Source organism: Pseudomonas saudimassiliensis (assembly GCF_000939975.1).
GTDB lineage: Bacteria > Pseudomonadota > Gammaproteobacteria > Pseudomonadales > Pseudomonadaceae > Halopseudomonas > Halopseudomonas saudimassiliensis.
The window spans coordinates 1981831-2007264 of record NZ_LK391969.1 but is presented as its reverse complement, the minus strand read 5'-3'; the positions used below and the strand labels follow the sequence as shown (position 1 = coordinate 2007264).

Annotated in this window: 35 protein-coding genes and 2 riboswitches; of the genes, 20 read left to right on the top strand and 15 right to left on the bottom strand. The window is 61.8% G+C overall.

The genetic code is table 11. The features are described 5' to 3' along the window. Positions 1-46: 46 nt before the first annotated feature. Positions 47-745, bottom strand: a complete 699-nt coding sequence (locus tag VG99_RS09300; protein WP_052508761.1) for a phasin family protein — start codon at positions 743-745, stop codon at positions 47-49. A 72-nt stretch (positions 746-817) separates the two neighbouring features. Next, on the bottom strand, positions 818-1093 hold the full coding sequence (locus VG99_RS09295; protein ID WP_044499523.1) for a polyhydroxyalkanoic acid system family protein: 276 nt from the start codon (positions 1091-1093) through the stop codon (positions 818-820). 135 nt (positions 1094-1228) lie between these two features. Here VG99_RS09295 and ubiE point away from each other — a divergent pair, with 135 nt between their 5' ends. Genes ubiE through VG99_RS09250 form a run of 9 tightly spaced genes read left to right on the top strand, consistent with a single transcriptional unit; the run spans position 1229 to position 7104 of the window. Further along, the gene (ubiE, locus tag VG99_RS09290; RefSeq protein ID WP_044499522.1) at positions 1229-1990 is read left to right on the top strand and encodes a bifunctional demethylmenaquinone methyltransferase/2-methoxy-6-polyprenyl-1,4-benzoquinol methylase UbiE; all 762 of its coding nucleotides are present in this window, start codon (positions 1229-1231) and stop codon (positions 1988-1990) included. Then, on the top strand, positions 1990-2613 hold the full coding sequence (locus tag VG99_RS09285) for a ubiquinone biosynthesis accessory factor UbiJ (protein ID WP_044499520.1): 624 nt from the start codon (positions 1990-1992) through the stop codon (positions 2611-2613). The genes ubiE and VG99_RS09285 overlap by 1 nt, the downstream gene beginning before the upstream one ends. Continuing rightward, positions 2610-4244 carry a ubiquinone biosynthesis regulatory protein kinase UbiB gene (gene ubiB, locus VG99_RS09280; RefSeq protein ID WP_044499519.1) on the top strand — a complete coding sequence of 545 codons (1635 nt, stop codon included), beginning with the start codon at positions 2610-2612 and terminating at the stop codon, positions 4242-4244. Before VG99_RS09285 ends, ubiB begins: the two co-directional genes overlap by 4 nt. Next, positions 4241-4654, top strand: coding sequence for a phosphoribosyl-AMP cyclohydrolase (gene hisI, locus VG99_RS09275; RefSeq protein ID WP_044499517.1), 414 nt, complete (start codon positions 4241-4243; stop codon positions 4652-4654). The genes ubiB and hisI overlap by 4 nt, the downstream gene beginning before the upstream one ends. Then, positions 4647-4979 (top strand): phosphoribosyl-ATP diphosphatase, encoded by a 333-nt coding sequence (locus VG99_RS09270; RefSeq protein ID WP_044499516.1) that lies wholly within the window; start codon positions 4647-4649, stop codon positions 4977-4979. Before hisI ends, VG99_RS09270 begins: the two co-directional genes overlap by 8 nt. 21 nt (positions 4980-5000) lie before the next feature. Further along, a complete protein-coding gene (gene tatA / locus VG99_RS09265; RefSeq protein WP_044499514.1) occupies positions 5001-5231 on the top strand; it encodes a twin-arginine translocase TatA/TatE family subunit in 231 nt (76 codons plus the stop codon). Between the two features lie 6 nt (positions 5232-5237). Then, positions 5238-5624, top strand: coding sequence for a Sec-independent protein translocase protein TatB (gene tatB, locus VG99_RS09260; RefSeq protein WP_044499513.1), 387 nt, complete (start codon positions 5238-5240; stop codon positions 5622-5624). Then, positions 5621-6400 (top strand): twin-arginine translocase subunit TatC, encoded by a 780-nt coding sequence (gene tatC / locus VG99_RS09255; RefSeq protein WP_044499512.1) that lies wholly within the window; start codon positions 5621-5623, stop codon positions 6398-6400. The genes tatB and tatC overlap by 4 nt, the downstream gene beginning before the upstream one ends. After that, the gene (locus VG99_RS09250; RefSeq protein WP_044499510.1) at positions 6397-7104 is read left to right on the top strand and encodes a 16S rRNA (uracil(1498)-N(3))-methyltransferase; all 708 of its coding nucleotides are present in this window, start codon (positions 6397-6399) and stop codon (positions 7102-7104) included. The genes tatC and VG99_RS09250 overlap by 4 nt, the downstream gene beginning before the upstream one ends. Before the next feature lies 1 nt (position 7105). Here VG99_RS09250 and VG99_RS09245 read toward each other — a convergent pair whose 3' ends face one another. Next, positions 7106-7612, bottom strand: a complete 507-nt coding sequence (locus tag VG99_RS09245) for a winged helix-turn-helix transcriptional regulator (RefSeq protein ID WP_044499509.1) — start codon at positions 7610-7612, stop codon at positions 7106-7108. A gap of 110 nt (positions 7613-7722) precedes the next feature. Between VG99_RS09245 and VG99_RS09240 the strand changes: the two genes are divergently transcribed. Beyond that, the gene (locus VG99_RS09240) at positions 7723-8451 is read left to right on the top strand and encodes an SDR family oxidoreductase (RefSeq protein WP_044499507.1); all 729 of its coding nucleotides are present in this window, start codon (positions 7723-7725) and stop codon (positions 8449-8451) included. A gap of 25 nt (positions 8452-8476) precedes the next feature. Continuing rightward, entirely contained in the window at positions 8477-9061 is a 585-nt protein-coding gene (locus VG99_RS09235) for a 2-hydroxychromene-2-carboxylate isomerase (protein ID WP_044499506.1), read from the top strand. A 41-nt stretch (positions 9062-9102) separates the two neighbouring features. Here the strand turns inward: VG99_RS09235 and dtd are convergent, their stop codons facing one another. From dtd to VG99_RS09210, 5 genes are read right to left on the bottom strand one after another with little or no spacing between them, the layout of a single operon-like run. After that, a complete protein-coding gene (gene dtd, locus VG99_RS09230; RefSeq protein WP_044499504.1) occupies positions 9103-9540 on the bottom strand; it encodes a D-aminoacyl-tRNA deacylase in 438 nt (145 codons plus the stop codon). 1 nt (position 9541) lies between these two features. Next, positions 9542-10513: a prolyl aminopeptidase gene (pip, locus tag VG99_RS09225; protein WP_044499503.1), complete on the bottom strand. Its 972-nt coding sequence runs from the start codon at positions 10511-10513 to the stop codon at positions 9542-9544. Between the two features lie 58 nt (positions 10514-10571). Continuing rightward, positions 10572-11153 carry an NnrU family protein gene (locus VG99_RS09220; RefSeq protein WP_044499501.1) on the bottom strand — a complete coding sequence of 194 codons (582 nt, stop codon included), beginning with the start codon at positions 11151-11153 and terminating at the stop codon, positions 10572-10574. Between the two features lie 21 nt (positions 11154-11174). Continuing rightward, positions 11175-12125 carry an META domain-containing protein gene (locus VG99_RS09215; protein ID WP_052508760.1) on the bottom strand — a complete coding sequence of 317 codons (951 nt, stop codon included), beginning with the start codon at positions 12123-12125 and terminating at the stop codon, positions 11175-11177. A gap of 24 nt (positions 12126-12149) precedes the next feature. Next, complete coding sequence (locus VG99_RS09210; RefSeq protein WP_044499499.1) at positions 12150-12686, bottom strand: DUF924 family protein; 537 nt, start codon at positions 12684-12686, stop codon at positions 12150-12152. Positions 12687-12798: 112 nt separating this feature from the next. Beyond that, a riboswitch (glycine riboswitch) is annotated at positions 12799-12887 on the top strand. 34 nt (positions 12888-12921) lie between these two features. Next, positions 12922-13019, top strand: a riboswitch (glycine riboswitch). A 22-nt stretch (positions 13020-13041) separates the two neighbouring features. Between VG99_RS09210 and VG99_RS09205 the strand changes: the two genes are divergently transcribed. Both VG99_RS09205 and VG99_RS09200 read left to right on the top strand, forming a co-directional pair. Next, the gene (locus VG99_RS09205) at positions 13042-13662 is read left to right on the top strand and encodes a trimeric intracellular cation channel family protein (RefSeq protein WP_044499498.1); all 621 of its coding nucleotides are present in this window, start codon (positions 13042-13044) and stop codon (positions 13660-13662) included. A 186-nt stretch (positions 13663-13848) separates the two neighbouring features. Next, entirely contained in the window at positions 13849-15309 is a 1461-nt protein-coding gene (locus VG99_RS09200; RefSeq protein WP_420848294.1) for a catalase, read from the top strand. A gap of 39 nt (positions 15310-15348) precedes the next feature. Here VG99_RS09200 and VG99_RS09195 read toward each other — a convergent pair whose 3' ends face one another. After that, positions 15349-16035: an LrgB family protein gene (locus tag VG99_RS09195; protein WP_044499494.1), complete on the bottom strand. Its 687-nt coding sequence runs from the start codon at positions 16033-16035 to the stop codon at positions 15349-15351. Beyond that, positions 16032-16385: a CidA/LrgA family protein gene (locus VG99_RS09190; protein WP_044499493.1), complete on the bottom strand. Its 354-nt coding sequence runs from the start codon at positions 16383-16385 to the stop codon at positions 16032-16034. The genes VG99_RS09195 and VG99_RS09190 overlap by 4 nt, the downstream gene beginning before the upstream one ends. Before the next feature lie 300 nt (positions 16386-16685). On the opposite strand from VG99_RS09190, the gene VG99_RS09185 reads away from it, so the two are divergent. The 4 genes from VG99_RS09185 (at position 16686) to hepT (ending at position 19619) form a co-directional block, all read left to right on the top strand. Further along, entirely contained in the window at positions 16686-17927 is a 1242-nt protein-coding gene (locus VG99_RS09185) for a putative DNA modification/repair radical SAM protein (protein WP_044499491.1), read from the top strand. A 2-nt stretch (positions 17928-17929) separates the two neighbouring features. Next, complete coding sequence (locus VG99_RS09180; RefSeq protein ID WP_044499489.1) at positions 17930-18739, top strand: TIGR03915 family putative DNA repair protein; 810 nt, start codon at positions 17930-17932, stop codon at positions 18737-18739. Between the two features lie 75 nt (positions 18740-18814). Continuing rightward, positions 18815-19207 (top strand): type VII toxin-antitoxin system MntA family adenylyltransferase antitoxin, encoded by a 393-nt coding sequence (mntA, locus tag VG99_RS09175; RefSeq protein ID WP_044499488.1) that lies wholly within the window; start codon positions 18815-18817, stop codon positions 19205-19207. Next, positions 19200-19619 (top strand): type VII toxin-antitoxin system HepT family RNase toxin, encoded by a 420-nt coding sequence (gene hepT / locus VG99_RS09170; RefSeq protein ID WP_044499487.1) that lies wholly within the window; start codon positions 19200-19202, stop codon positions 19617-19619. The genes mntA and hepT overlap by 8 nt, the downstream gene beginning before the upstream one ends. Before the next feature lie 12 nt (positions 19620-19631). Here hepT and VG99_RS09165 read toward each other — a convergent pair whose 3' ends face one another. Further along, positions 19632-20261, bottom strand: a complete 630-nt coding sequence (locus VG99_RS09165) for an NAD-dependent epimerase/dehydratase family protein (RefSeq protein ID WP_044499486.1) — start codon at positions 20259-20261, stop codon at positions 19632-19634. Continuing rightward, the gene (locus tag VG99_RS09160; RefSeq protein WP_082050095.1) at positions 20258-20695 is read right to left on the bottom strand and encodes a GFA family protein; all 438 of its coding nucleotides are present in this window, start codon (positions 20693-20695) and stop codon (positions 20258-20260) included. Before VG99_RS09160 ends, VG99_RS09165 begins: the two co-directional genes overlap by 4 nt. Positions 20696-20828: 133 nt before the next feature. Between VG99_RS09160 and VG99_RS09155 the strand changes: the two genes are divergently transcribed. Next, complete coding sequence (locus VG99_RS09155) at positions 20829-22070, top strand: serine hydrolase domain-containing protein (RefSeq protein ID WP_082050021.1); 1242 nt, start codon at positions 20829-20831, stop codon at positions 22068-22070. Positions 22071-22153: 83 nt separating this feature from the next. On the opposite strand, the gene VG99_RS16210 is transcribed toward VG99_RS09155, so the two are convergent. Beyond that, positions 22154-22324 carry a hypothetical protein gene (locus tag VG99_RS16210; protein WP_158023906.1) on the bottom strand — a complete coding sequence of 57 codons (171 nt, stop codon included), beginning with the start codon at positions 22322-22324 and terminating at the stop codon, positions 22154-22156. Positions 22325-22469: 145 nt separating this feature from the next. On the opposite strand from VG99_RS16210, the gene VG99_RS09150 reads away from it, so the two are divergent. Further along, positions 22470-23375 (top strand): NAD(P)/FAD-dependent oxidoreductase, encoded by a 906-nt coding sequence (locus VG99_RS09150; RefSeq protein WP_044499484.1) that lies wholly within the window; start codon positions 22470-22472, stop codon positions 23373-23375. Positions 23376-23392: 17 nt separating this feature from the next. On the opposite strand, the gene VG99_RS09145 is transcribed toward VG99_RS09150, so the two are convergent. Beyond that, complete coding sequence (locus VG99_RS09145; protein ID WP_044499482.1) at positions 23393-24016, bottom strand: FMN-binding negative transcriptional regulator; 624 nt, start codon at positions 24014-24016, stop codon at positions 23393-23395. 178 nt (positions 24017-24194) lie between these two features. On the opposite strand from VG99_RS09145, the gene VG99_RS16100 reads away from it, so the two are divergent. Further along, positions 24195-24362: a hypothetical protein gene (locus tag VG99_RS16100; protein WP_158023905.1), complete on the top strand. Its 168-nt coding sequence runs from the start codon at positions 24195-24197 to the stop codon at positions 24360-24362. 80 nt (positions 24363-24442) lie between these two features. Here the strand turns inward: VG99_RS16100 and VG99_RS16095 are convergent, their stop codons facing one another. After that, entirely contained in the window at positions 24443-25402 is a 960-nt protein-coding gene (locus VG99_RS16095) for a hypothetical protein (RefSeq protein ID WP_076939742.1), read from the bottom strand. Positions 25403-25434: the final 32 nt, after the last annotated feature.

The following is a 25434-nucleotide window of genomic DNA, read 5'->3' as shown; positions in this document are numbered from 1 at the left end:
CCAGACGCCTGATAGTAAGGGCGCCTGGCTTTTTTGCATCAGGCCGTCACTGTTCCGACGGATTGCCCGGCGCAGCGTCGGTGGCCGGAGCGGGCCCCGAGGTACCCCGCGTCGCGGCTTTCGGGGCCGTGGCGCGGCGCCGGGTGGTGGTCTTGACCGGTGCGGTGCCTGCCTCGGGGGCGCGCTTGGCTCGCCCCTTGGCAGCCGGCTCGGCGGCAGCCTGGCTGGCCGCCTGGGCGACCGGCTCGGCAATGACCGCTGAACTGGCGGTGGTGGCCGTCGCCGGTGCTGGCTGACGGGTACGGGCCGGTTTCGCTGCGGCGGCCGGCTTGGCGCTGAGCTGCTCGACCGTGCGGCGCAGTTCCGCTACCTGGTCGGCCAGGGCCTGCAGCTCCTCCTGGCGTGCCAGGCCCAGCCGCTCGACGGCACCGGCCACGCGCTTGTCGAACATTTCTTCCAGGCCACCGAACTTGTCGGTCAGCTTGCTGCGCGCCTTGTCTACCTTGGCCCGGGCACCTTCCAGCGGGTCTTTCTTCTTGCCCTTGCCCTCGGCAGTGCCGGCTTCGGCCTTGGCCGATTGCTCAGCCTGCTCGCCATCCTTGATGAGCGACTCGAACAGCTTGGCGCCTTCCTTGCCCATGCGGGTGTAGGCCCCCAGTCCGGCCAGCCAGATCTGTCGGGAATAGCCTTCCAGCCCCTCTACCCATTGGGTGTCCCTGCCTTCGCGCTTCTTCTTTTCCGCCATGAATAGACTCCTGTGAGCCGCTATCGATAAGGATATTCAGCTTAGCAGAAGCCGTTGCCGCCGCTACGCTGATCAGGCCAGGTACTTGTTCAGGGCCTTCTCGATTTCACCCTTCACCATGCCGGCCATGGGCGTCAGCATCATGCCGAGCTTGACCGCCACCCGTACGTCAGCCTCGCCCACCAGGATGCTGCCATCCACGCCACTGCGTTGGAAGGTCAGCTCATCATCTTGCCAGGTGCACTTGGCATCCAGCTTGGCTGCCAGCTTGTCGGCCATTTTCTGGGCCCGTTCCTTCGCTACTTCCTTGCCCAGTGAATGCTCGCGGGTGATTTCTACGGTTGCCATCTCTGTTCCTTCCAGTATGGTTGAAAAAAGACGCATAGCATGCCGCAACGTGCGCGGGCATGCGACATTAAATGCCCCTCGCGGCCCGCAATTACGGGTAGAATGGCCCATCAATTTGCCAAGGCAGATGCTTCCATGACAGACAAGTCCAGTTCAGACCGCACTACCCACTTCGGCTACCAGACCGTCCGTGAATCGGAAAAGGCCGCCAAGGTAGCTGAGGTCTTCCATTCCGTTGCCGCCAAGTATGACCTGATGAACGACCTCATGTCAGGTGGCATCCACCGGATCTGGAAACGCTTCACCATCGAGTTGTCCGGCGTGCGGCCCGGTAACCGGGTGCTGGACATCGCCGGCGGCACGGGCGACCTGACTCGCAAGTTTTCCAGCCTGGTGGGCCCGACCGGGGAAGTGGTGCTGGCGGATATCAACGCCTCCATGCTGCGTGTCGGTCGCGACCGCCTGCTGGACAAGGGCGTGGCGGGCAATGTGCGCTTCGTCCAGGCCGACGCGGAAAAGTTGCCCTTCCCGGACAACCATTTCGACTGCATCACCATCGCCTTCGGCCTGCGAAACGTCACCCACAAGGAAGACGCCATTGCCTCCATGCTGCGGGTGCTCAAGCCAGGCGGCCGCCTGCTGGTGCTGGAGTTCTCCAAGCCGGAAAACGAGCTGCTGTCCAAGGCCTACGATCAGTACTCCTTCACCATGCTGCCGCTGATCGGTCGCATGGTCACCGGCGACCCGGAGAGCTACCGCTACCTGGCCGAGTCGATCCGCATGCACCCTGACCAGGAAACCCTCAAGGGCATGATGGAAACCGCCGGCTTTGCCCGGGTCACTTACCACAACATGACCGGGGGCATCGTCGCCCTGCATCGGGGTATCAAGCCCTGATGCTCAGCCGCACGCTGCTGGCCGGCGTGGAGCGCAGTCTGGCGCTGGCCATCAACCAGGACCCCCTGACCGCCCAGCGGCTGGCCGCCCTGGATGGCCGTGCCATTCTGCTGGACATCCGCCAGCCCAGCATGCAGCTGTACCTGCTGCCGGGCCAGGGCGGCGTGCGCCTGACGCAGGATTACCCGGGCGAGCCCGACTGCACCCTCAGCGCCCCGGCCAGTTTGCTGGCGCGGCTGGCCTTGAGCAGCAATCGCCAGCAACTACTGTTGTCGCCCGAGGTGGAGCTGACCGGCGATACCCAGGTGCTGGTGCGCTTGCAGAGTATCTTCAGCGACCTGCAGATCGATGGCGAAGCGGCCCTGGCGCGCTGGCTGGGGCCGGTGGCCGCCCATGGCCTGGGCGAACTTGCCCGCGGCGGCCGGAATTGGTTCGGCAGCGCTCGGCAGAGCCTGGAGCGGGCGGTCGGCGATTATCTTACCGAGGAGGGTCGCCAGTTGGTCGGGCGCGCCGAAGCCGATGCCTCGGCTGCAATGATCCATGAACTGCGCCTGCAGCTGGACCGGCTGGATGCGCGCCTACACCGCCTTGAGCAGCCTGATACGGGACCCGACGACGCATGAACCTGACCGCCTTTCTGCGCCTGTTTCGCATTCTGCTGGTGTTTACCCGCTACCGCCTGGATCAACTGATCCAGCCCCTGCCGCTGCCCTGGTATGGGCGCCTGATGCTGCTCGGGCCCTGGCGCTTGTATCCGGCCCCCAAGGATCTGACCCGGGGCATGCGCCTGCGGCTGGCCCTGGAGAGTCTCGGCCCGGTGTTCATCAAGTTCGGCCAGATCCTATCGACCCGCCGCGACCTGCTGCCGGACGACATCGCCATCGAACTGGCCTTCCTCCAGGACAACGTGCCGCCCTTCCCCTCCGACCAGGCACGCCAGCGCATCGAGGAACAGCTGGGTTTGCCGATCGAGGCCGTGTTTGCCCAATTCTCCGACATACCGCTGGCATCAGCCTCAGTCGCCCAGGTGCACAGCGCCCTGCTGCATGACGGCAGCGACGTGGTGGTCAAGGTAGTGCGACCGGGCATCGAGGAGGTCATCCGCCAGGACATCCAGTGGCTGTACCTGGCAGCGCGGACGCTGGCGCGGGTCTCCCGCGAAGGCCGGCGGCTGCGCCCGGTCGAGGTGGTGCGCGACTACGAGCAGACCATCTTCGACGAGTTGGACCTGTACCGCGAAGCGGCCAACGCCTCCCTGCTGCGGCGCAACTTCCTCGGCTCCCCGGTGCTCTACGTGCCCACCATCTACTGGGACTGGTGTCGCCACAAGGTGCTGGTAATGGAACGCATCAGCGGCATTCCGGTGACCGATATAGAGTCGCTGCGCGCCCAGGGCACGGACATGAAGAAGCTGGCCGAACGCGGGGTCGAGGTCTTCTTCTCCCAGGTGTTCCGCGACAGCTTCTTCCATGCCGACATGCACCCCGGCAATATCTTCGTCTCCCGCGACAACCCGCAGGAGCCGCAGTACATCGCCATCGACTTCGGCATCGTCGGCAGCCTGACGCCGGAGGACCAGACCTACCTGGCGCGCAACCTGATGGCCTTCTTCAAGCGTGACTACCGGCGCGTGGCCCAGCTGCACATCGACTCCGGCTGGGTGCCGCCCGAGACCCGGGTCAACGAATTCGAGGCCGCCATCCGCAGCGTCTGCGAGCCGATCTTCGAGCGGCCATTGAAGGACATCTCCTTTGGCCAGCTGCTGCTGCGCCTGTTCCAGACTGCCCGACGCTTCAACATGGAAGTGCAGCCACAACTGGTGCTGCTGCAGAAGACCCTGCTCAATATCGAAGGCCTGGGGCGCCAGCTGTATCCGGAGCTGGACCTCTGGCGCACCGGCAAGCCCTACCTGGAACGCTGGATGCGCGAGCGCGCCGGCCCGCGTCACCAGTTGCAGAACCTGCGCCAGCACCTGGAGCGCATTCCGCCGCTGCTGGAAACCACCCACCGCGCGCTGGACACCATCGCCCAGCAGGATCACCATAGCTCGAATTGGCGCAGCCGTAGCGATGCCTTTGCCCTGCGCCTGATCGGCGTGGCCCTGGTCGCCGTGGGCGCCAACAGCCTGGGTACGGACACCAGCCTCTGGGCCCAGACCCAGCCGATGTACTGGCTGTTGCTGGCCGCCGGTGCCTGGCTGGTACTGCGGCGCGCGGGCCCCGATCCGAAACGACAGACAGGCCGCCCCCGATGACCGACCCCCACACCGACACCAACTGGCTCGATTGCATCAAATGGGATGCCGATGGGCTGATTCCCGCCATCGCCCAGGATGCTGCCAGCGGCCGCGTGCTGATGGTCGCCTGGATGAACCGCGAGTCCCTGCAGCTCACCGCCAGCGAAGGTCGCGCGGTGTACTGGTCGCGTTCGCGCCGCAAGTTGTGGCGCAAGGGTGAGGAATCCGGCCACACGCAGGTTCTCCACGAGCTGCGGCTGGACTGTGACAATGACGTTATCGTCATGCAGGTCGAGCAACGCGGCGGGATTGCCTGCCATACCGGCCGGGAGAGCTGTTTCTACAAAGTCTTCCGCGATGGCCAATGGCACGATAGTGATCCTGTCATCAAGAACCCGGACCATATCTACGAGCACAAGCATGAATGACACATTGACGCGCCTGGCCGAAGTCCTGGAGCAACGCAAACAGGCGGCCGCAGACAGCTCCTACGTGGCCAGTCTGCATGCCAAGGGCCTGAACAAGATCCTGGAAAAGGTCGGTGAGGAATGCACCGAAACCCTGCTGGCCGCCAAGGATTGTCAGCTCAGCGGCGACCACGCCGAACTGATTTATGAAACTGCGGATCTGTGGTTTCATAGCCTGGTCATGCTCAGTCACCTGGGCCTGGGACCGGATGATATTTTGCAGGAACTGGAACGGCGCTTTGACTTATCCGGCCTGGCCGAAAAAGCAGCGCGGACACACGAGTAGGGCATTGCCCTGGAGGTTGAAATGGGTTTTGGCGGAATCAGTATCTGGCAACTGGCGATCATTCTCCTGATCGTCATCCTGTTGTTCGGCACCAAGCGGCTGAAAGGCATCGGGTCGGACGTGGGCGAGGCAATCAAGGGCTTTCGCAAGTCGATGAATGACGATGACAAGCCGGCGGTGGAAGACAAGCAGGGCGAAACGCTGGACGTCAAGGCGGAAAAGAAAACGGAATCCACCCCCCACAAGGACTGACGGTCCATGTTCGATATCGGTTTTCTGGAAATGACCGTGGTGGCTGTGGTTGCGCTGCTGGTGCTGGGGCCTGAGCGACTGCCTGGCGCCGTGCGGATGGCCGGGCTCTATATCGGGCGCATCAAGCGCAGCCTGGCCGATGTGCGTAGCCAGGTCGAGCGCGAAATGGGGGCCGACGAAATTCGCCAGGCCTTGCACAATGAAAAGATCATGGCTGACCTGGCGAAGAAGAAGCCGGGGGAATCCAACGTCAAACGCGCCACCGGCACCACCACCGAGGCGACCCCGGTCGCAGCGGAAGCCAAGCCGGCGACCGCGGTTGGCGATCCCCCATCCCCGGCTGCCGACGCGGCTGCCCGTCCTACTGACGATGACCCGACTGCACCCAAATGAGTAAAAAGCCCCCTGTCCAGACCAGCCTCAGCGAGATGCCACTGGTCGCCCACCTGACCGAGTTACGCTCGCGCCTGCTGCGCATCGTGTTGATCTGGATGCTGATCTTCGCTGGCCTGTTCTATTTCGCCAACGATCTCTACACCTTCATCTCCGAGCCGCTGCGCGCCTATCTGCCAGAAGGCACCAGCATGATCGCCACGGATGTGGCCTCGCCCTTCCTGACGCCGTTCAAGCTGGCGCTGATCAGTGCGCTGTTCCTGGCCATGCCCTTTGTCCTGCACCAGATCTGGGGTTTTATCGCGCCGGGTCTGTACAAGCACGAGAAGCGCATCGCCCTGCCGCTGCTGGCCTCGAGCATCATCCTGTTCTATGGCGGCATGGCCTTCGCCTACTTCGTGGTGTTCCCGCTGATCTTCGGCTTCTTTACCAGCACCGCGCCCGATGGCGTGGCGGTGATGACCGATATCAACAGCTATCTCGACTTTGTCATGACGCTGTTCCTGGCGTTCGGACTGGCCTTCGAGATCCCGGTGGCCACGGTGCTGCTGGTACTGGCGGGTGTGGTAACTGTGACCAAGCTGCGGGAAATCCGCCCCTACGTCATCATCGGCTGCTTCGTCATCGGCATGGTACTGACCCCGCCGGATGTCATTTCCCAGACGCTGCTTGCCGGGCCCATGTGGCTGCTCTATGAGGTAGGCATACTGTTCGGTAGCGTACTCAGACCCATATCGCGCGACACCGAAGCCGAAGACGACAGCCCCACCGCATGAACCTGCTGTTGCTTGAGGAGCAGGATTTCACCGGCCCGCAGCAGGTCAAGCTGAGCGGCCGCCGGTTACAGCACATGCTTGAGATCCAGCAGGTCGCACCCGGTGATTGCTTGCGGGTGGGCCTGCTCGGCGGCTTGATGGGCCAGGGCGAAGTGGTTGCCTTGAACGACCACCAGGCCGAGCTGCAGGTGATGCTGACCCAGCCCCCGCCGCCGAAACTCCCGCTGACCCTGCTGCTGGCCATGCCAAGGCCCAAGATGTTTCGCCGCATCCTGCAGCACTGTGCCACCCTAGGGGTCGCCGAGATCATCCTGCTGAACAGTTACCGGGTGGAAAAGAGCTTCTGGCAGACGCCTTTTCTGCAGCCGCCCGCTATTCGTGAAAACCTGTTGCTGGGCCTGGAACAGGCCCGCGACACCGTTCTGCCCCGGGTGCGCATCGAGAAACGCTTCAAGCCCTTCGTGGAAGATGAGCTGCCCGGACTGGTAGCAGGCACCACCGCGCTGGTGGCCCACCCCGGTGATTATCCTGCCTGTCCGCGGGCCATGCATGGCGCGGTCACCTTGGCAATCGGTCCGGAAGGTGGCTGGATACCCTATGAAGTGGACAAGCTCAGTGCCGTGGGCTTCCAGCCCGTGCAACTCGGCGAGCGTATTCTGCGGGTGGAAACCGCGGTGACGGCGCTGATCGGCCGGCTGTTCTGAATCATCGGGTGGTCCGGTGGTGCAGCGGCACCGGCGGAGCCGCCTCGTCTGCCGCGTCGCGCCAGCCTTCCCCCACCTCGACCCGTACATCCCTGGCGCCGACCGGCTCGCCACATTCGGAACATACCGTCACCGGCCGCATTGCCTGGCCGCAGCCCTTATGGATGTGCTGGATGGGTGCACCCCGCTGATCAACCATGTGCCGGTCGCCCCAGCTGACCAGGGCGATGATCGCCGGGTGCAACTCCAACCCCCGTTCGGTCAGGCGATACTCCTCCCGCAACGGTCGCTGCTGATAAGGCACCTTGGTCAACACGCCGTGCTCGACCAGTTTCTTCAAGCGGTCGGCAAGCACGTGGCGGGTAATGCCCAGACGCCTTTCGAATTCATCAAACCGGCGCACACCGAGGAAACAGTCGCGTAGCACCAGCAACGTCCAGCGATCACCGACCACCGCCAGCGTGCGGGCCAGCGAACAAGGTTGCTGATCCAATTCTTCCCAGCGCATATCACCTCCCGAGGGCATTAATGGGCACAGGATAGCTTGACAAGTTCTAAAAAGAAACTGACTATCGAGTGGCAGTTCCAAAACAGAACCAACAAGAAAGAGGAGCACTCATGTCCAGACCACCTGTTGCCATTGTCATCGGTGCGGGAGACGCCACCGGTGGGGCGATCGCGCGGCGCTTCGCCCGCGAAGGGTTCACCCTGTGCGTGACTCGCCGCCAGGCCGACAAGCTGACGCCACTGGTAAACGATATCGAGTCCGCCGGTGGCATCGCCCATCCGTTTGGCTGCGACGCCCGCAGTGAGGAGCAGATGGTCGCCCTGTTCAGCGATGTTGAGCGGGACATCGGCCCCATTGAAGTCGTGGTGTTCAATATTGGCGCCAACGTGCGCTTCTCCATTACCGAAACCACCGAGCGGGTCTACCGCAAGGTCTGGGAGATGGCCGCGCTGTCCGGCTTTCTCACCGGGCGCGAAGCCGCCAAGGCCATGCTGCCACGGGGGCGCGGCACCATCATTTTCACCGGGGCCACCGCGTCACTGCGGGGCGGCAACGGCTTTTGCGCCTTCGCCGGCGCCAAGTTCGCGCTGCGTGCCCTGGCCCAGAGCATGGCCAGGGAGCTGGGCCCACAGGGCATCCACGTGGCGCATCCGATCATCGACGGCGCCATCGACACCGCCTTTATCCGCGACAATTTCCCCGAGCGCTATGCGCTGAAGGACCAGGCGGGGATTCTCGATCCCGAGCATATTGCCGAGCAATATTGGCTGCTGCATTGCCAGCCGAAGGATTGCTGGACCCACGAACTGGACCTGCGCCCCTGGCTGGAAACCTTCTGACTCTCTCCCCTCAGGACAACTGATCATGACCAAGCAAATCGAATTCTTCTTTGATGTCGGCAGCCCCGCGAGCTATCTGGCCTGGACCCAACTGCCCGGCCTGGCGCAGCGCCACGGCGCCGAACTGGTATACCAGCCGATGCTGCTGGGCGGCGTATTCAAGGCCACCGGCAACAGCTCACCGGCGACGGTGCCAGCCAAGGGGCGTTACACCCGGGAGGACTTCCAGCGCTTCGCCCGCCGCTATGGCGTGCCGCTCAACCACAGCCCTTTCTTCCCGATCAATACCATGCAACTGATGCGTGGCGCCGCAGCGTACCTGGGTACCGAGCAGTTTGTGCCCTATGTGGATGCGGTGTTCCAGGCCATCTGGGTGCAGGAACAGGACATGGGTAACCCGGAGGTCGTGGCCGAGGTGCTGGGGCGCAGCGGCTTCGATATGGCCGAGCTACAGGAGAAGATCAACGACCCGGCAGTAAAAGACAGGTTGCGCCAGATCACCGAGCGGGCCATCGAACGGGGCGTCTTCGGCGCCCCGACCATGTTTGTCGGCGAGCAGATGTTCTTCGGGCAGGACCGCCTGGACTTTGTCGCCGAGGCGTTGGGCTAACGTATCGGCGGCGCTTGGGTGCGGGTGTATCCGAATGGAGATCAGGTCTCTAGCAACAGGGTCACCGGACCGTCATTGACCAGATGCACCTGCATATCCGCGCCGAAGCGGCCGGTCGCCACCTTCGGCCAGGCCGTATGCGCCTGCGCCAGCAGGTATTCGAACAGCTGGGCGGCCTGCTGGGGCGGCGCGGCGGTGGAGAAGCCCGGGCGCAGCCCTTTGCGCGTATCCGCCGCCAGGGTGAACTGGGAGACCAGCAACAAGCCGCCCTGCACGTCCTGCACCGAGCAATTCATGCGCCCCTCGGCGTCGCTGAACACCCGGTAGTTGAGCAGCTTGTGCAGCAGGCGGTCAGCGCTGGCCCGGTCGTCCTGCGGTTCAATCCCCACCAGCACCAGCAGCCCCTGGTCGATGGCTCCGACCACCTCGCCTGCCACTTCTACCCGGGCCTGGCTGACCCTCTGCAACAAGCCCTTCACGCTATTCTGCCTCCGGCGCCAGTTTCAGTAATTGCCGGGCCATGCTCTGGGTCGCCCGTACCAGCGCATCGGCGATGCCCGGTTCGGAGGCCGCATGGCCCGCATCACGGATGATCTGCAGCTCGCTGCCGGGCCAACGCTGGTGCAGCGCATGGGCGTTGTCCAGCGGGCAGATCATGTCGTAGCGGCCGTGCACGATGATGCCGGGGATATGTTCGATCTTCGGCATATTGCGCAGTAACTGATCGGGCTCCAGAAACGCCTGGTTGATGAAGTAGTGACACTCGATCCTGGCCATCGCCAGGGCGCGCCGCCCTTCGGTAAAACGGTCCACCACCTGGGGGCTGGGCCGCAAGGTAGCGCAACACCCCTCCCAGCCGGACCAGGCCCTGGCGGCATGCATGCGGCAGATCTCGTCATCGCCGGTCAGGCGGCGGTAATAGGCCGCCACCATGTCGTGGCGCTCGGCCTCGGGAATCAGCGCCTGGTAGTCCGCCCAGTAGTCGGGGAAAATGCGGCTGGCGCCTTCCTGGTAGAACCAGTGAATGTCCTCGTCGCGACACAGGAATATGCCCCGCAGGATCATGCCCAGCACCCGCTCGGGGTGGGCCTGGGCGTAGGCCAGCGCCAGGGTCGAACCCCAGGAACCACCGAACAGCACCCATTGCTCAATGCCCAGGTGCTCACGCAGCGCCTCGAGATCCGCGATCAGCGCTGCGGTCGTGTTGTTCTCCAGGCTGGCGTGGGGCGTCGAGCGTCCGGCGCCGCGCTGGTCGAAGGTGATGATGCGGTAGATTGATGGATCGAAGAAGCGGCGGCTCAGACTGTCACAGCCCCCACCCGGCCCGCCATGGATAAACACCACCGGCAGGCCGTCCTGCTGCCCGCTTTCATCCACGTACAGCACATGGGGCGATTCGACGGCCAGGTCGTGGCGGGCGAATGGCTTTATCTCCGGATACAGCAATTGCATGGTGGAAACTCCCGTTGGCAGCCCAGGGGCTGCCGGTATGGATGAAAGGACAGGGCAATCAGCCGCCGAAGGGCCGCACGCCAATCAGCGGACCATGCAACCACAGGGCAAAGATGACCCAGCCGACAACCCCCACCACGATAGCGATCAGGTCCCGGCTGAACCCGCTGGCTGGATAGCGCACGCCAGCCAACCGATCACGCCGGCGCGAGACCACATAGAGCGCCACCGCCCAGGCCAGGAAGCTGCCGAACAGCAGCAGGTCGGCCAGAGTGCCATTGGCGATGAGGTGGGCAATGGCCCAGAACTTGACGCCCAGCAGCATGGGATGACCAACCCGCGCCTTGATGCGGGTGGCCGGCACGTAGGTGGCAGCCAGCAGGATGAATGCCGGAATGGTCAGCAGCGCTGCCAGATGGCGGGTCCACATCGGCGATACCCACAACCAGGTGGGCGTCAGCCGCGCCTGCCCGTAACCCCAGATGATCAGGACCAGGCCCAGCACCGCAATGATCGAAAAGATACCCTTCCAGGCCAGCAGCCCGCGCCGGTCAATCTGCGTGGCCCGCCAATCGGCGGCAAACAGGCGCATGGAATGTATTCCGAGAAACAGTACCAAACCCAGTATCAGCACCAGCATTATCCTTCTCCTTGATTATTGTCAGTTTTCCAGACGCGCCTTGAGCGAACCGTCCAGCGAGCGCAGCACCAGGGCGCCGGTCTCATCGAAGTCGAAACTGTGCAGGGTCTGCAGGTTGTGCAGCACCCGCTGTTCCTGTTCCATCAGCGCCGGCGCGCAGATCTTGCGGGTGGTCGCCGGCGCCTCGATGGTCAGGCCTTCACCGGTCAGCCGGTATTCTCCCATGAAGTTGTTACAGGAGGCACGACCATTCACCCGGCCGTCGGGCCCGAAGTTCAGGCTCACCCGCGAGCGGTCGATGATCCCGGCCGCGTTGATATCCTCCACCACCCATTCGCCGCTCTGCAGCAGCCGCGCCGGGTCACCGCCGCAGCCGGTCAGCGTTGCGCCGCCGACCGTAACAGCAACCTGCTGCGGGTATGGCATACCGCTCATGCTGTCCCGGCACAGGCCATCGGTAGCCTGCAGCCGGATGGCCGGTCCTGTGGTGGTGACCACCTCGCCGGGCGCCGCGCCCGAAACATAGGGCTGGGCAGGCAGCTTGCCGCCATCGAGCCGGTTCAAGGTCAGTTGCCCACCCTCCATGGTCACCGACCAGAACGGCTCGTTACCCGCGGCGCGGTAGGGTTCGCTGATGCCGTTTGCCGGCAGGCACAACGGGTAGCTCTCACCGCGCAGGACCAGTCGGCCCTGCTCGCCCTTGAACCACAGGCTGGTTTCCGGTTCACCCTCGGCTACATAACGCGCGCCAGAGGCGCTGATCGCCTGCTTAAGAACAAGCTGCTCGCCAGCCACCGCCAACTGCAGCTGCTCACCTTGGAGGGTAGCCATGATCGGCAGCCGCCCGCAGTGGAGGGCAGCGGTAACGGGCGTGCCCGCAGAATCCGCGTCGGGCTTTACGGTAATGCCGATGCAGCCGGCCAGGGTAACCAGCGCGGCGGCGAGCGCCGGCGCCAACATGAAACGATGCATAGTCAGGTTTCTTGATAGATCCATTCAGAAAGACGAGCCCGGCTGCGTCAGAAAGCGCAGCTCCTCCTCGGTGGAAACGCGGCCCAGCACTTTATTGCGATGCGGATAACGGCCGAAACGCCGCAGGATATCCCGATGGCGCAGTTCGAAGTCCAGGTTGCTCTCCATGCCAGGCGTACTGAACAGCGCCACCGCCTGCTCATGGATGGCCAGGGACTCGCTGTGCATGAAAGGCATGTACAGGAAGCTGCGTTGCGCCACCGGCAGGGCCTGGTCGGCGCTTGCCGCGATGGCCTCTTGGGCCAGCACCAGGGCCATGCCGTCGTGGGCGAAGGATTCGGGGCGGTCGCGATAGATATTGCGCGAGAACTGATCGAGCAGGATGATCTCGGCCAGGCGTCCGCCGGGCGTCTGCCGCCATGGCCAGAGCTCGCCCCGGGTCGCCTGGCGGTGCACCTCGCCGAAGCGCTGCCCGATCAACTGATCCAGGGACTTGTCCTTCTTCCACCACATCGCCGGTTTGAGTTCATCAAACCAGAACTCGAGAATCTGCTCGTGCATGGCCACTCCGCTGGGCTGACAACTGGCCTCAGTGTAATCAATCCAGCGCCCGGGCGCCGGTTATAACCAGTTGATAGCCGGCGATACCAATGCCGGACGCTTACTGTATAATCGCCCGCTCGCAGGAGAGAGAGGCCCTTGGCCTCCGCCGAAGGCGCAAACTCCCATAATCGCTCAGGCACCCATTACTGCGAACCCAAGGGGCTCCGATCTGCCGCACGGCAACCGGTAGCCCACACCGCCAGCTGGAGAGAGGTTGCCAGGCAACCCACCGAAGGGGCAAGCAGTCCACCGACTGCGTAAACTCTCAGGTAAAAGGACAGGGGGAGAGGCGCCACAGCTTGCAGGAGTTCGTGTGCTTCTCTACATTTATCTGATCGCCATCACCGCCGAAGCCATGTCCGGCGCCCTTGCCGCGGGCCGGCGCAACATGGACATGTTCGGTGTCGCCTTCATCGCCTTCATCACGGCCCTGGGTGGCGGAACGGTACGGGACATGCTGCTGGGTAACTATCCAGTAACCTGGACCCAGCACCCGATGTATATCTACCTGACCATCTCCGCCGGCCTGCTGACCATGCTGGTTGCCCGCTTCATGCATCGGCTGCACAGCCTGTTCCTGATTCTCGATGCGATGGGGTTGATTGCCTTTACCGTGATCGGCTGCAACGTCGCCCTGCGCCTCGACTACCCGACGCCGGTCGTGATCATGGCGGGTATCACCACCGGGATCTTCGGCGGCATCCTGCGCGACCTGCTGTGCAACCGCACCCCCATGGTGCTGCGCAAGGAGTTGTATGCCAGCGTATCGCTGGTGGTGGCGATCCTCTACCTGACCCTGCGCCACTGGGGTATCAACCACGACGTCAACCTGCTGGCCTCCTTCAGCTTCGGGCTGGCTGTGCGCCTGGCGGCGATTCGCTGGTCCTTGGCCTTGCCGGTGTTCTCCTACGCCCCGGGGCGCTGGAAGGACTGAGCCAGGGCACTGCTGCGGCGCCGCAAGGCGCCTGCCGCTTCGGTTAGCGCGGCAAACAACCTCACTCGTTCACGGGCTTAATGGTCTACAGTAGGCAGGAAGCCAAGCGGCAGAGCGCTTCGCCAGATGTCTGACAGGAGAACGTCCGTGAATGATTCCAGCAACAACAAGCCTACCGGCTCGACCATGAGCACCGGCGCCCCCGCGCCGAGTGATCGCAACTCCCTGACCATTGGCGCCAATGGCCCGATCGTGCTGCATGATGTGCACTTTCTTGAGCAGATGGCGCATTTCAACCGCGAGAAGGTCCCGGAGCGCCAGCCCCACGCCAAGGGCGCCGGCGCCTTCGGTGTGTTCGAGACCACCGAGGATGTATCCGCCTACACCAAGGCTGCCCTCTTCCAGCCCGGCGCCCAGACCGAAATGCTGGCGCGCTTCTCCACCGTGGCCGGTGAAATGGGCAGCCCTGATACCTGGCGCGACGTGCGCGGCTTCTCCCTGAAGTTCTACACCAGCGAAGGCAACTACGACCTGGTCGGCAACAATACGCCGATCTTCTTCGTGCGCGACCCGATGAAGTTTCCGCACTTCATCCGCAGCCAGAAGCGCCTGCCCGACTCCGGCCTGCGGGACAACCACATGCAGTGGGATTTCTGGACCAACAACCCGGAATCCGCCCACCAGGTCACCTACCTGATGGGTGACCGTGGCCTGCCGCGTACCTGGCGCCACATGAATGGCTACGGCTCCCACACCTTCATGTGGGTCAACGCCGCCGGCGAGCGCTTCTGGGTCAAGTACCACTTCCATACCGAGCAGGGCATGGAGTTCTTCAACAACGCCCAGGCCGCCGAGATGGCCGGTATCGATGCGGACTTCCACCGGCGCGACCTGTTCGAAGCCATTGCCCGGGGCGACTACCCGAGCTGGGTAATGTCGGTCCAGGTCATGCCCTATGCCGACGCCGCCACCTACCGCTTCAACCCCTTCGACCTGACCAAGATCTGGTCGCACAAGGACTACCCGCTGATCAAGGTGGGCAAGATGACACTGCTCCGCAACCCGGAGAACTTCTTCGCCCAAATCGAGCAGGCAGCCTTCTCCCCGGGCAACACGGTACCGGGCATCGGCCTGTCGCCGGACAAGATGCTGCTGGGCCGCGCCTTTGCCTACAACGATGCGCAGCGCAATCGCATCGGCACCAACTTCCACCAGTTGCCGGTGAACCAGCCCAAGGTGCCGGTCAACACCTACATGTTCGATGGCCAGATGGCCTTTGAGCATAGCGGCAACGCGCCGGTCTACGCGCCCAACAGCGCTGACCGTAGCTGGGCCGACAATACCGGCACGATGGAGGATGGCTGGGCGGCTGACGGCGATATGGTGCGCAGCGCCTATACCTTGCACGCCGAGGATGACGACTTCGGCCAGGCCGGTACCCTGGTACGCGAGGTGTTCACCGAGGAGCAGCGCGTCAGGCTGATCGACCAGGTAGCCGGCAGCCTGCTCGGTGGCGTGCGCAGCCCCGTGCTGGAGCGCGCCTTCGAGTACTGGCGCAATATCGATGCGGACGTGGGACGGCGCATCGAGGAGAAGGTCCGGGCCAACGGCGCGGCCGAGCCGGTACCGGGCATGGGCGAGTCCTGAGCCAACCAACAGGGGCCTGCGCAATGCAGGCCCCTGCGTTCAACCCAGGAACCAGGGCAGCAGCAGCGCTGTTGCCAACCCCAGCAGACTCATCCCCAGGGCCGCAAAGGCGGCACACTCCCCCCCCTCACGCAACGCATGGGCGGTGCCGATGGCATGGGCATTCATGCCCAGGGTCAGCCCCCGCGCGGCGGGTGAATCAACCCGTGCCAGCCGCAGCAGCGGTGGCGCCATTACCGTCCCGATTACCCCGGTGAGCATGACCAGGGCCGCTGTCATCGCCGCATCGCCGCCGGCCTGCTCGGATAGCAGCATGGCAATCGGCATGGTGACCGACTTGGGCGCCAGCGACATCAGGGTGACAAAGGGTGCGCCCAGCAGCCAGCCGAGCAGCAGAGTCAGGACCACGATCAGCACCCCGCCCACCAGCAGGGTAATGAGAATCGGCCATAACAGCATGCGGATACGCTGGCGTTGTTGATACAGCGGCACCGCCAGGGCCACCGTCGCCGGGCCCAGCAGCAGGGCGATCGGCTCCGCGGCTTCGCGATAGACCAGGTAATCGATATCCAGCAGCAGCAGCATGGCGATCACCAGCATCAGCGTCACAATGACCGGCTGCAGCAACAGCGAACCGGTGCGGCGCTGTATCACCAGCGACACCTGGTAGGCCGCGATCGTCAGCATGGGTGCGAACACCGAGATACTTACCAGCAGCGCGATCATTGGCGGCTCTCCTGGCGGCGAATCAACCACTGCAACAGCCAGCCACAGAAAGGCACCGCCACCAGCAGCGAGCCGACCAGCGCCAGCGCAATCGGCAACCAGTCCGCCAACAGCCGGTCATGGCTGAGCATGATGCCTGAGGCCGGCACTACCAGCAGCAGCGGCAGGTAGCCCAGCAGCGCGGATGCGGTTCGCTGCAGCGGCTCGGGCACCTCGCCCAGCACCACCAGACCCAGCACCAGCAGCACCATGCCAATGATCGGCCCCGGCAGCGCCGGCACCAGAAAATGACTGATTACCGCGCCGGCTACCTGCAGCGCCATCAACCACAACAGGGCTCCGAGATTCATGCCTGCCTCCCGCGACGGGGGGCGTGCTTCCAGCTTGGTTCACGCTTCTGACGGTAATACATGTCCTTGATGCCTCGCGACAAAATTGATCCGACCGCGAACTATGCTATATCGCCGCAGGAAAGAACAGGCTCAGGCCGCCATACGGTGCCGCCTCCGCCGCCTTGCGACCAGATTCAGCAACGGCTTGGTTGTTTTCTTCCCCATGCAGCCGGTCCGATTCCGCGCGCTTATCGTCGCCCTATATTGAAGAGCACTGGGACACCGCTATACTGTATACCCATACAGCATAGGTGAACCATGGCATCTGTCCTCGAAAAACTCTCCATCCTTGCCGACGCGGCCAAATACGACGCGTCCTGCTCATCGAGCGGCAGCAAGCGGGCGAACAAGAACAAGGGCATCGGCAACTCCGACGGCAACGGCATCTGTCACAGCTATACCGAAGATGGGCGCTGCGTCTCGTTGCTGAAGATCCTGTTTTCCAACGTCTGCATGTACGACTGCGCCTACTGCGTGACCCGGCGCAGTAACGACGTGCAGCGCGCCAGCTTCACCGTGCAGGAAGTCGTCGCGCTGACGCTGAATTTCTACCGGCGCAACTTCATCGAAGGGCTGTTTCTCAGCTCGGGCATCTTCAAGAGCGCCGATGCGACCATGGAAAAGCTGGTGGGCGTCGCCAAGGCGCTGCGCACCGAGCACAACTTCAACGGCTATATCCATATCAAGGCCATCCCCGGGGCCAGCGCCGAGTTGCTCCATGAGGCCGGGCTCTATGCCGACCGCCTGAGTGTGAATATCGAGCTGCCCTCCGAGCGGAGCCTGCAGAAAGTCGCGCCGGAAAAGAACTACCGCGACATCATCACGCCCATGAATTACCTCACCGACGAACACACCCGCCTGGCCGATGAACGCAAGACGATTCGCAGCGCCCCGAAGTTCATGCCCGCCGGCCAGAGCACCCAGCTGATCGTTGGCGCCTCGCCGGAAAGCGACTGGCAGATCCTCAACCTGGCCGACGGGCTCTACAAGGAGCAGAAGCTCAAGCGCGTCTATTACTCGGGTTATGTTCCCATCGCCACGGATGACCGCGTACCCAACCTCAGCGCTCCCCCATTGCTGCGGGAAAACCGCGTCTACCAGGCGGACTGGCTGCTGCGCTTCTACAAATTTTCCCTGGATGAGATCGTCACCCCCGAGACGCCCAACCTGGATCTGGAGGTGGACCCGAAGCTGGGCTACGCCCTGCGCAACCCGCAGTCCTTCCCCGTCGATATCAACAGGGCCGACTACGAAATGATCCTGCGCGTGCCCGGCATTGGGGTGAAGTCGGCGAAAAAGATCGTCACCGCCCGGCGTTTCCAGCGCATCACCTGGGACAACCTGAGGACCTTTGGCGTCGCCGCCAAGCGGGCACGGTTTTTCATCATCTGTCCCGGACTGGTCGCACCGCAGGACTGGGACACCGCTCGCCTGCGCGAACAGCTGATTGCACCGGCAAGCCGGACCCTGCAATCGCCGCAACTGGGGCTCTTCGGTTAACCATGGCCATTTACGTTACCGATGGCAGCTTCGAAGGGCTGCTGTGCGCGGTTTTTGCCTCCTACCGTACCCCTGCCCCTACGGCTATCGTGGATGCCGCCACCTATCAGACCAACCTGTTCGACGAACTCATCACTGTGCCCACCGACGACGCCATCGCCCTGCGCGTGCTCACGGGGCTGGATGCGGCCAGTGACGGCCAGGCAGGCCGCCTGTGCCTGATGATCTTCCTGTCCGAGTTCATTGATGCCAACCTGCTGGTCTATCGCCTGATCCGCAAGCTCATGCGCGTGAGAAATCCGGAATTTCTGGCCAACTACGCCGACGCGGACGTGTTACGCGCGGCCCAGATCCGCAAGATGATGGGCCGCGAGATTCATCGCATGCACGCCTTTATCCGCTTTCAGAAAGCCCGCGATGGCGCGTACTACGCCCTGATCGATCCGGACTTCGATGTGCTGCCGCTGCTGGATGACCACTTCGTCCGCCGCTTCGCCGATATGCAGTGGCGCATCTTCGATGTGCGCCGCCAGTACGGTATCGCCTACGACGGCCAGTCGGTACACCTGATTGACTCCCTCGACGGCATTATCGACCCCACCCGCCTGCAACTGGATGACGCCGCGCTGGACGAGCAGGAACAGGCCTTCCAGGGACTATGGAAGGTGTACTTCGACTCGGTGAACATCAAGGCGCGCCATAACGAAAAGCACCACCTGCGACAATTACCCAAGCGCTATTGGAAGTACCTGTCGGAAAAGCAGCCGGTCAAACCGGCAAATCTGGTGGATATCAACCTGCGTAGGCCATGACGATACCCGAGACTGCAGCTTGGCCGGTTTGCATTGTTTTGCGCAGGCGACCAGAATTGGCTGCAAGGAGCGGATATGAACCTAGAAGCCATTCTTGAAGCCACACGCGAGGCGATTCCCAGCCTGTCGGCGCTCTACCTGTTCGGCAGCCAGGCCAGCGGCGACGCCGGGCCTGAGAGTGATCTCGACCTGGCTATCCTCGCTGATTCGCCACCGGATGAGGTGGGGCTATGGCAACTGTCAGGGCAACTGGCAGACCTGGCGGGCTGCCCTGTCGATCTGCTCGACTTGAGAGCGGCATCGACCGTGATGCAATATCGCATCATCACCACGGGCAGACGGGTCTGGGCCCGAGATAGCGATGCCTCCCTCTATGAGAGCTTCATTCTCAGTGACAAGACTGCACTGGACGAGGCGCGTGCGGGCCTGCTGGACGATATTCGCCGTACAGGAACCATTTATGGATGATGTGCTGATCAACAAGGCCGCGACCATTGAACGCTGCGTGGCGCGCGCCCGCGAAGAGTACGACAAGGGAGCTGATAGCTTTACCACCGATCACACGCGCCAGGATGCAGCCATCCTGAACATCCAGCGCGCCTGCGAAGCCGCCCTGGATATGGGCCAGTATCTGATCCGGCGTGAGCGTCTTGGGGTGCCGCAGAGTTCCCGCGACGTGTTTGCCCTGTTGGCCAGTGGCGGCTGGCTTGACCCTGCCCTGGTCAAACCTTTGCAGAACATGGTCGGTTTCCGCAATATCGCTGTGCATAACTATCAGACGCTACAACTGCCCATCGTCGTGGCTGTAATCACTCAGCACTTGGATGATTTCACCGAATACAGTCGGCAGCTGCTCCTACGCAACGCGGGTAAGGTCTGATCTCTCTCGGCCTCAGGCCAGCTCCGCCGACCTGACAATATGCACGCCCGCCCGCGCCTCAATGGCCGCTTCCAGTAATGCCCGGGCGATATTGTCAGCGGGATTGACCCGCCAGCCTCTGGGCAGCAGCGGGCCGAGCGTATTCAAAACACATTCCGCGGCGCGCTCACCCGCCCGGAACTCCTGGCGCGGGCCACTGATCAGGCCGGGGCGCACAAAGGTCAGCGAGGCAAAGCCGCAACCAGCCAGCTCCCGCTCCAGCTCCCCCTTGACCCTGTTGTAGAAAAAACGCGAAGCCGCATCGGCACCCGTTGCCGAATTGAGCACATAGGTCGGCGTACCCTGCTGGCGAGCGAGCCTGGCGATGGCCAGCGGATAATCATGGTCCACCCGCCGGAACGCTTCCCGGGAGCCCGCCTGCTTCATGGTGGTACCCAGGGCGCAGATCACCGCATCGGCTTGCCACCAGGGCGCGTCGGCGGGTAACTGGTCGAAATCCACCACAGGTGCGGTCAGCTTCGGGTGACTCATCAAGGAGCGACGGGAAGGTGCCACTACTTCGCTGATCCGTTCATCCGCCAGCGCCCGTTGCAGCACATGGCTGCCGACCAGGCCGCTCGCGCCCAGCAATAACAGCTTCATTCGGAGCACTCCTGTTGAGCTTCACCGGCAGCTGAGGCCTGGAGCCCGGTCTCGAACTGAGGAAGATCATCATTGATCGACCACCAGTTCGCCTTCGAGCCCACATAGATATGTGCCCCCGGCCTGGTAGCCAGCGGCTCGTTGAGCAACCCGGCACGAATACGCAGCACACCAGGCAGCGTGTCCTTGGTGCTGTACAGCGGCGAACCGCAATGACAGCAGAATACCCGGTGCTTGCCCGGGGATGATTCGAAGGACTTCAGCAGCTCGACACCGCCGAGCAAGGTGAAGGCGCTCTCGCTCACCGGGATGTTCGACGCAAAGGGCGTGCCCTGGGCCCGGCGGCACTGGGAGCAATGGCAGATCTGAATAGGCTCCAGCTCACCCTCGATCTGGAAGCGAACGCCGCCGCATTGGCAATGGCCTGTGTACATGAAGTCCCCCCAATTATCTTGACCCAGCATGCCACCGGCGCCTTAGCCATGCCACTCTCGATAGCGTCCATCTTTGCCGCAATGAGGCAAAGTGATATTGTGCATCGCTCTATCAACAACAAAAAATACTGCCATGCACAAGCTCGCTTCTCGATCTTTGTACTCTCTCTGGCTGGCGCTCGCCTCCCTGCTGCTCACTACCGCCCTGCAGGCGGAAGTCGCCCCATCAACCATCCCCGCCGAGCGCTTCCAGATGCTCGAACAGGCCCTGCAGGCCGAAGTCGACCAAGGGCGCCTCGCCGGTATCGCCGTACTGGTGGAGCAGGACGGCAAGTTGCTGCACCGCAGCGAGCACGGGTATCAGAATATCGCCGGTGACGTACCGCTGGCCGACGACACCCTGTACAAGATCTTCTCCCTGACCAAGCCGGTCACCAGCGTCGCCATGCTGATGCTGCAGGAACAGGGCAAGCTGTCATTGGACGACCCGCTGGCCAAATACCTGCCGGAGTTTGCCGAGCTCAAGGTCGCCGTAACCGACGGCCCGGACGGCATTCCACAAACCGCCGCGCCCACTCACCAACCCACCCTGCGCGAGCTGATGAACCAGACCGCCGGCTTCAGCTACGGCGTATTCAGTCAATCCCAGGTCGACACCCTGTACCTGAAAGCCGACCTGTTCAACCGGGAACAGACGCTGGCAGACATGGTCGGCAAACTGGCCAAACTGCCCCTGCTCAACCAGCCCGGCACCGTCTGGAACTACAGCCTGTCGGTAGATATCCAGGCGCGGGTGGTCGAAGTCGTCAGCGGCCAGCCCTATGACCAGTTTCTCGCCGAGAACATCTTCAAACCGCTCGGCATGAAGGACACCGGCTACCACGTCAGCAGCGAGCAGGCGCCGCGGCTGGCAGTCTCCTACAAGCCCGGCGATAACGGGTTGGAGCCGCAGGACAACACCCAGCACCTGACCAAACCCAAGCTGATCCAGGGCGGCAGCGGCCTGATCTCCAGCATGGACGACTACCTGCGCTTCGCCCGCATGCTGCTCAATGGCGGCGAGCTGGACGGCGTGCGACTCCTCTCCGCCGAATCGATAAAAGAAATGGCCCGCGACCAGCTACCGCCAGAAGTCGACGGCCCCAACTGGGCACCGGGCAACCGCTTCGGACTGAACGTGGCTGTTGTTGAAGACAGCGCCAAAGCCGGACATCTGCCGGTCGGCACCTACTGGTGGTGGGGCATTCAGGGCCCCTGGATGTGGGTCGACCCGAGCAACAACCGGATCGTGCTGGGGATGATGCAGAACACCGACTACCGCCATTCGCGGGTGGTGCACGGGACGGTCAGCCGTATCCTTTTCGGCGAGCGTTAACAGCAACCGACCAGAGGGGTAGAACAGGCGCAGCTGTCAGCCTGCTTCCCCTCGTGGCCTCTCAGGTGAGATCGGTTCCCAGGTTAATCGCCCTTTTTATGTTTATGCGGCTTGAGTGACGACTCATTACCCGGGGTGCCTTTATTATCACGCTGGCGTTTATCGGGCTTGCCCGTCGATTCAGCAATTCTTTTCGGACCTGTTTTGATTCCCATGGTCTTCCCCTTCGTTGTACTCAGGATGTCGGCTGGCATTCGAGCGCCTTTGAACAACTGAAATGCCAGTGCCTCCCTACCTTGTTTAGCAGCGCTCCTTCAACGAAGCAAATGTAGGGCGCAATCCGCCCGAACTTCTGTCGGCATGTATTTTCTACTGAGAACGTTGACCAGGGAGCCGCCCATGCCAGATTTGCCGACCCTCGATTGCCTGATCATCGGCGGGGGACCTGCAGGCCTCACTGCCGCCATCTACCTCGCGCGATTTCGCCGGCGCTGCCTGGTGCTGGATGCCGGCGCCAGCCGTGCTTCGTACATTCCGAAGAGTCATAACTACCCCGGCTTTCCGCCGGGTATCTCCGGTCCCGATCTGCTGGCCCGTCTGCGCGAGCAGGCCGTGGGCTACGGTGCGGTCCTGGAGCAGGGCCGTGTAGATGGTCTGGACAGCCATGGCGACGACTTTCTGGCCACCGTTGGCGACCGACAGCTGCTGGCGCGCCGGGTGATCCTCGCCACAGGCATTGATGATGCTCTGCCGGATATGCCCGATGTGGGTGAGGCTATTACGGCGGGTATCGTCAGGCTCTGTGCAATTTGCGATGGTTACGAGGTCGACGGGGACAACATCGCCGTGTATGGCGAGGCGAACAATGCCATCGGGCATGCGGCTTTTTTGCGTACCTTCACCTCCCAGGTGACGGTACTGACCCAGGGAAGCGAGGGAGTGCGACCGGAATCGGCGGCCCGGGCCGAGCAGCTCGGTATCGAAGTGGTGACTGCAGACATTAGAGCGATGCGGGTGACCGCAGAAGACAAGGTGGAGGTTGTGGTTGGATCGGGACGCAGGGTCTTCGATCTCGTTTACCCCGTCATGGGCAGTACCTGCCGGGCCTCATTGGCCTGCACCCTGGGGGCGGTCTGTAACGAAGCGGGGTCGCTGGTGGTCGACAGCCATCAGCAGACATCGGTGAAAGGGCTTTATGCGGCGGGTGACGTAGTGGACGGCTTGCGGCAGATCTGCGTCGCTACCGGCCAGGCCGCGATCGCAGCGACTGCGGTGCATAACAGCCTGGAACCCAACCCCTGGTGATGCTGCTCCGGCCTGTTTTAGCTAATGAACTGAGCCATGGCCTTGGCGTCAGGGCCCTCTCCTGCTTCCAGCCCCGCCTTGACGCCCATCCGGTTTCGCTCCGGCTGGTTCTGGCTCGCCTTCAATTTACCTGTCAGAGTTTCGATTCGTATTTCAACACCAACGATAGCGTGCAATAAACGCTCAGTGAAATCAGCCGGCGCATCGTCCACGGACCAGGGGACAGTCATCCCGGCCTCGTGCTGGTCCGTTAACTGGTGGAGGTGGCGCTTCAGCCAGCACGGGTCTTCGATAACCCGAACAGTGCCCTGCGCATGGACAGCCAGATAATTCCACGTCGGCACCACCCGGCCCGTCTCTGCCTTGGTGGGGTACCAGGAAGGCGAAACGTAGGCATTCGGCCCCTGAAACACAGCAAGCGCCCGAGCCCCGTCCCGCAGACGTTGCCACACCGGGTTACTTCGAGCCAGATGGCATTGCAGATACCCGAGAGAGCCTTCCTCAGGGTTCAGATGGAAGGGTAAATGGTTGGCTTCGATACCCTCATCATCAGCAACGACCAGCAACCCCAGACTGTAGTCCCGAATGTATTGCTGGAGCTTGTGGTGATCGTCTTCCTTGAAATGGTTTGGGGTATACACTTTTTGTTCCTTGGGTGGGTTTGAGCGTAAGTAGCGCCCGGCTCAGATGGCCCAATCACATCAGTTGGAGGGCGTCTCGGCGAGTAAAGAGAACGTACTTGAAGCCTGTCAGGCTTCATTAAAAACTACCAAACACCGCCAACCAGGATAGCTTTCGCTCAAACCTGGCAAATGCTGAATGACTAAAAACAAAGCTCGGGATCGCCAAAACGCTGCCAATGGTAAATCCAATAGCCGCGCCAATAGCCGAATCGAACAAAAGCATAACAGCGCCGAAACAGAGAAAAAGAGCGCCAATCAGAGCAAAGCCTTTCCGAGCACCGGCTTGATCTGGATGGCGATTTAGCATTTTAAAACTTAACGTCGCGCTTTGCGGCTGGTTTGGAGCGCAGCGGAGAACCAGTCCGACAACAGCGCTTTGTTAGCTCATTCTGCCATGATTTTTTCCCATCTATACTGACAGTAACTGCATTTTCCTTCATTGTATTGATCTTCTAGCCCCAATGGCTCTTCGCACATTTCACAATTGGTGTATTCCATTTCATAATCGCATGCTACACAACAACCTTCTTCATGAATGAAAGTACTTTTCCCACATTCATGACATTCATCATAAGGAGAGTCGCCACCATCCATTGTATTTCTAATTGCTTCTCCAGCCAAAGAATCATCGATACATTGTTCAAGCACATCATCAAAACAGAAATCATGCCCACATGATTTGCAATGTAAATTGATAGTTGGGTAGACATCATCAGAATACGGTGCTTGTATCAGTGAAGAATGGCATTGACTGCAACGAAGATTCTTTAGCGCAACCTCAACTGAATGATATTTCCAGTCGATTGCATCAATAGTTGCCTTACAAGCTTTCTCTTCTGCCGAGTAAACATCACTCACTTCAAGCAACGTTGCCCAGCAATCGTTACCGAGACTTTCTTGAGGATCTTGATCTAAGTGCTCTGATAAAAAATCCCGAATCAATAGAAACGACTTAGCTACGATTTCACGAACAGCATCAGGAGATTCAGATGTATAGTAGTGCTCTAAATCGTTTCTTAGCTTGTTAATTTCATCGAATCTATTCCAGTCAACTGCAACGTTTAAGCTGCTGAATCTTTCTTTTATGGACTGAACATCAACCGTCTTGCGGCCTTTGCCTTCAAAAACTATTTCGCCTTTTCCATTTTGCACAGGCCTAATGTTTTGCTTAATTAGCAGTTCTTTGTTGTCGCTCGGAGATAGCTGACAGAGTTTTTCTTTGTAGAGCAATAAAATGCCAGCCGCAATGTTTCTTACAGCAGAAACACTGCGCCTATCGTCATCACTTTGAAAATCTTCAACACCAATTTGAATTGAGTCGATCGCATTTTGGATAATGCTCATTGCCTCTCCTGAGAGCTAACGTTTGGTTAAGG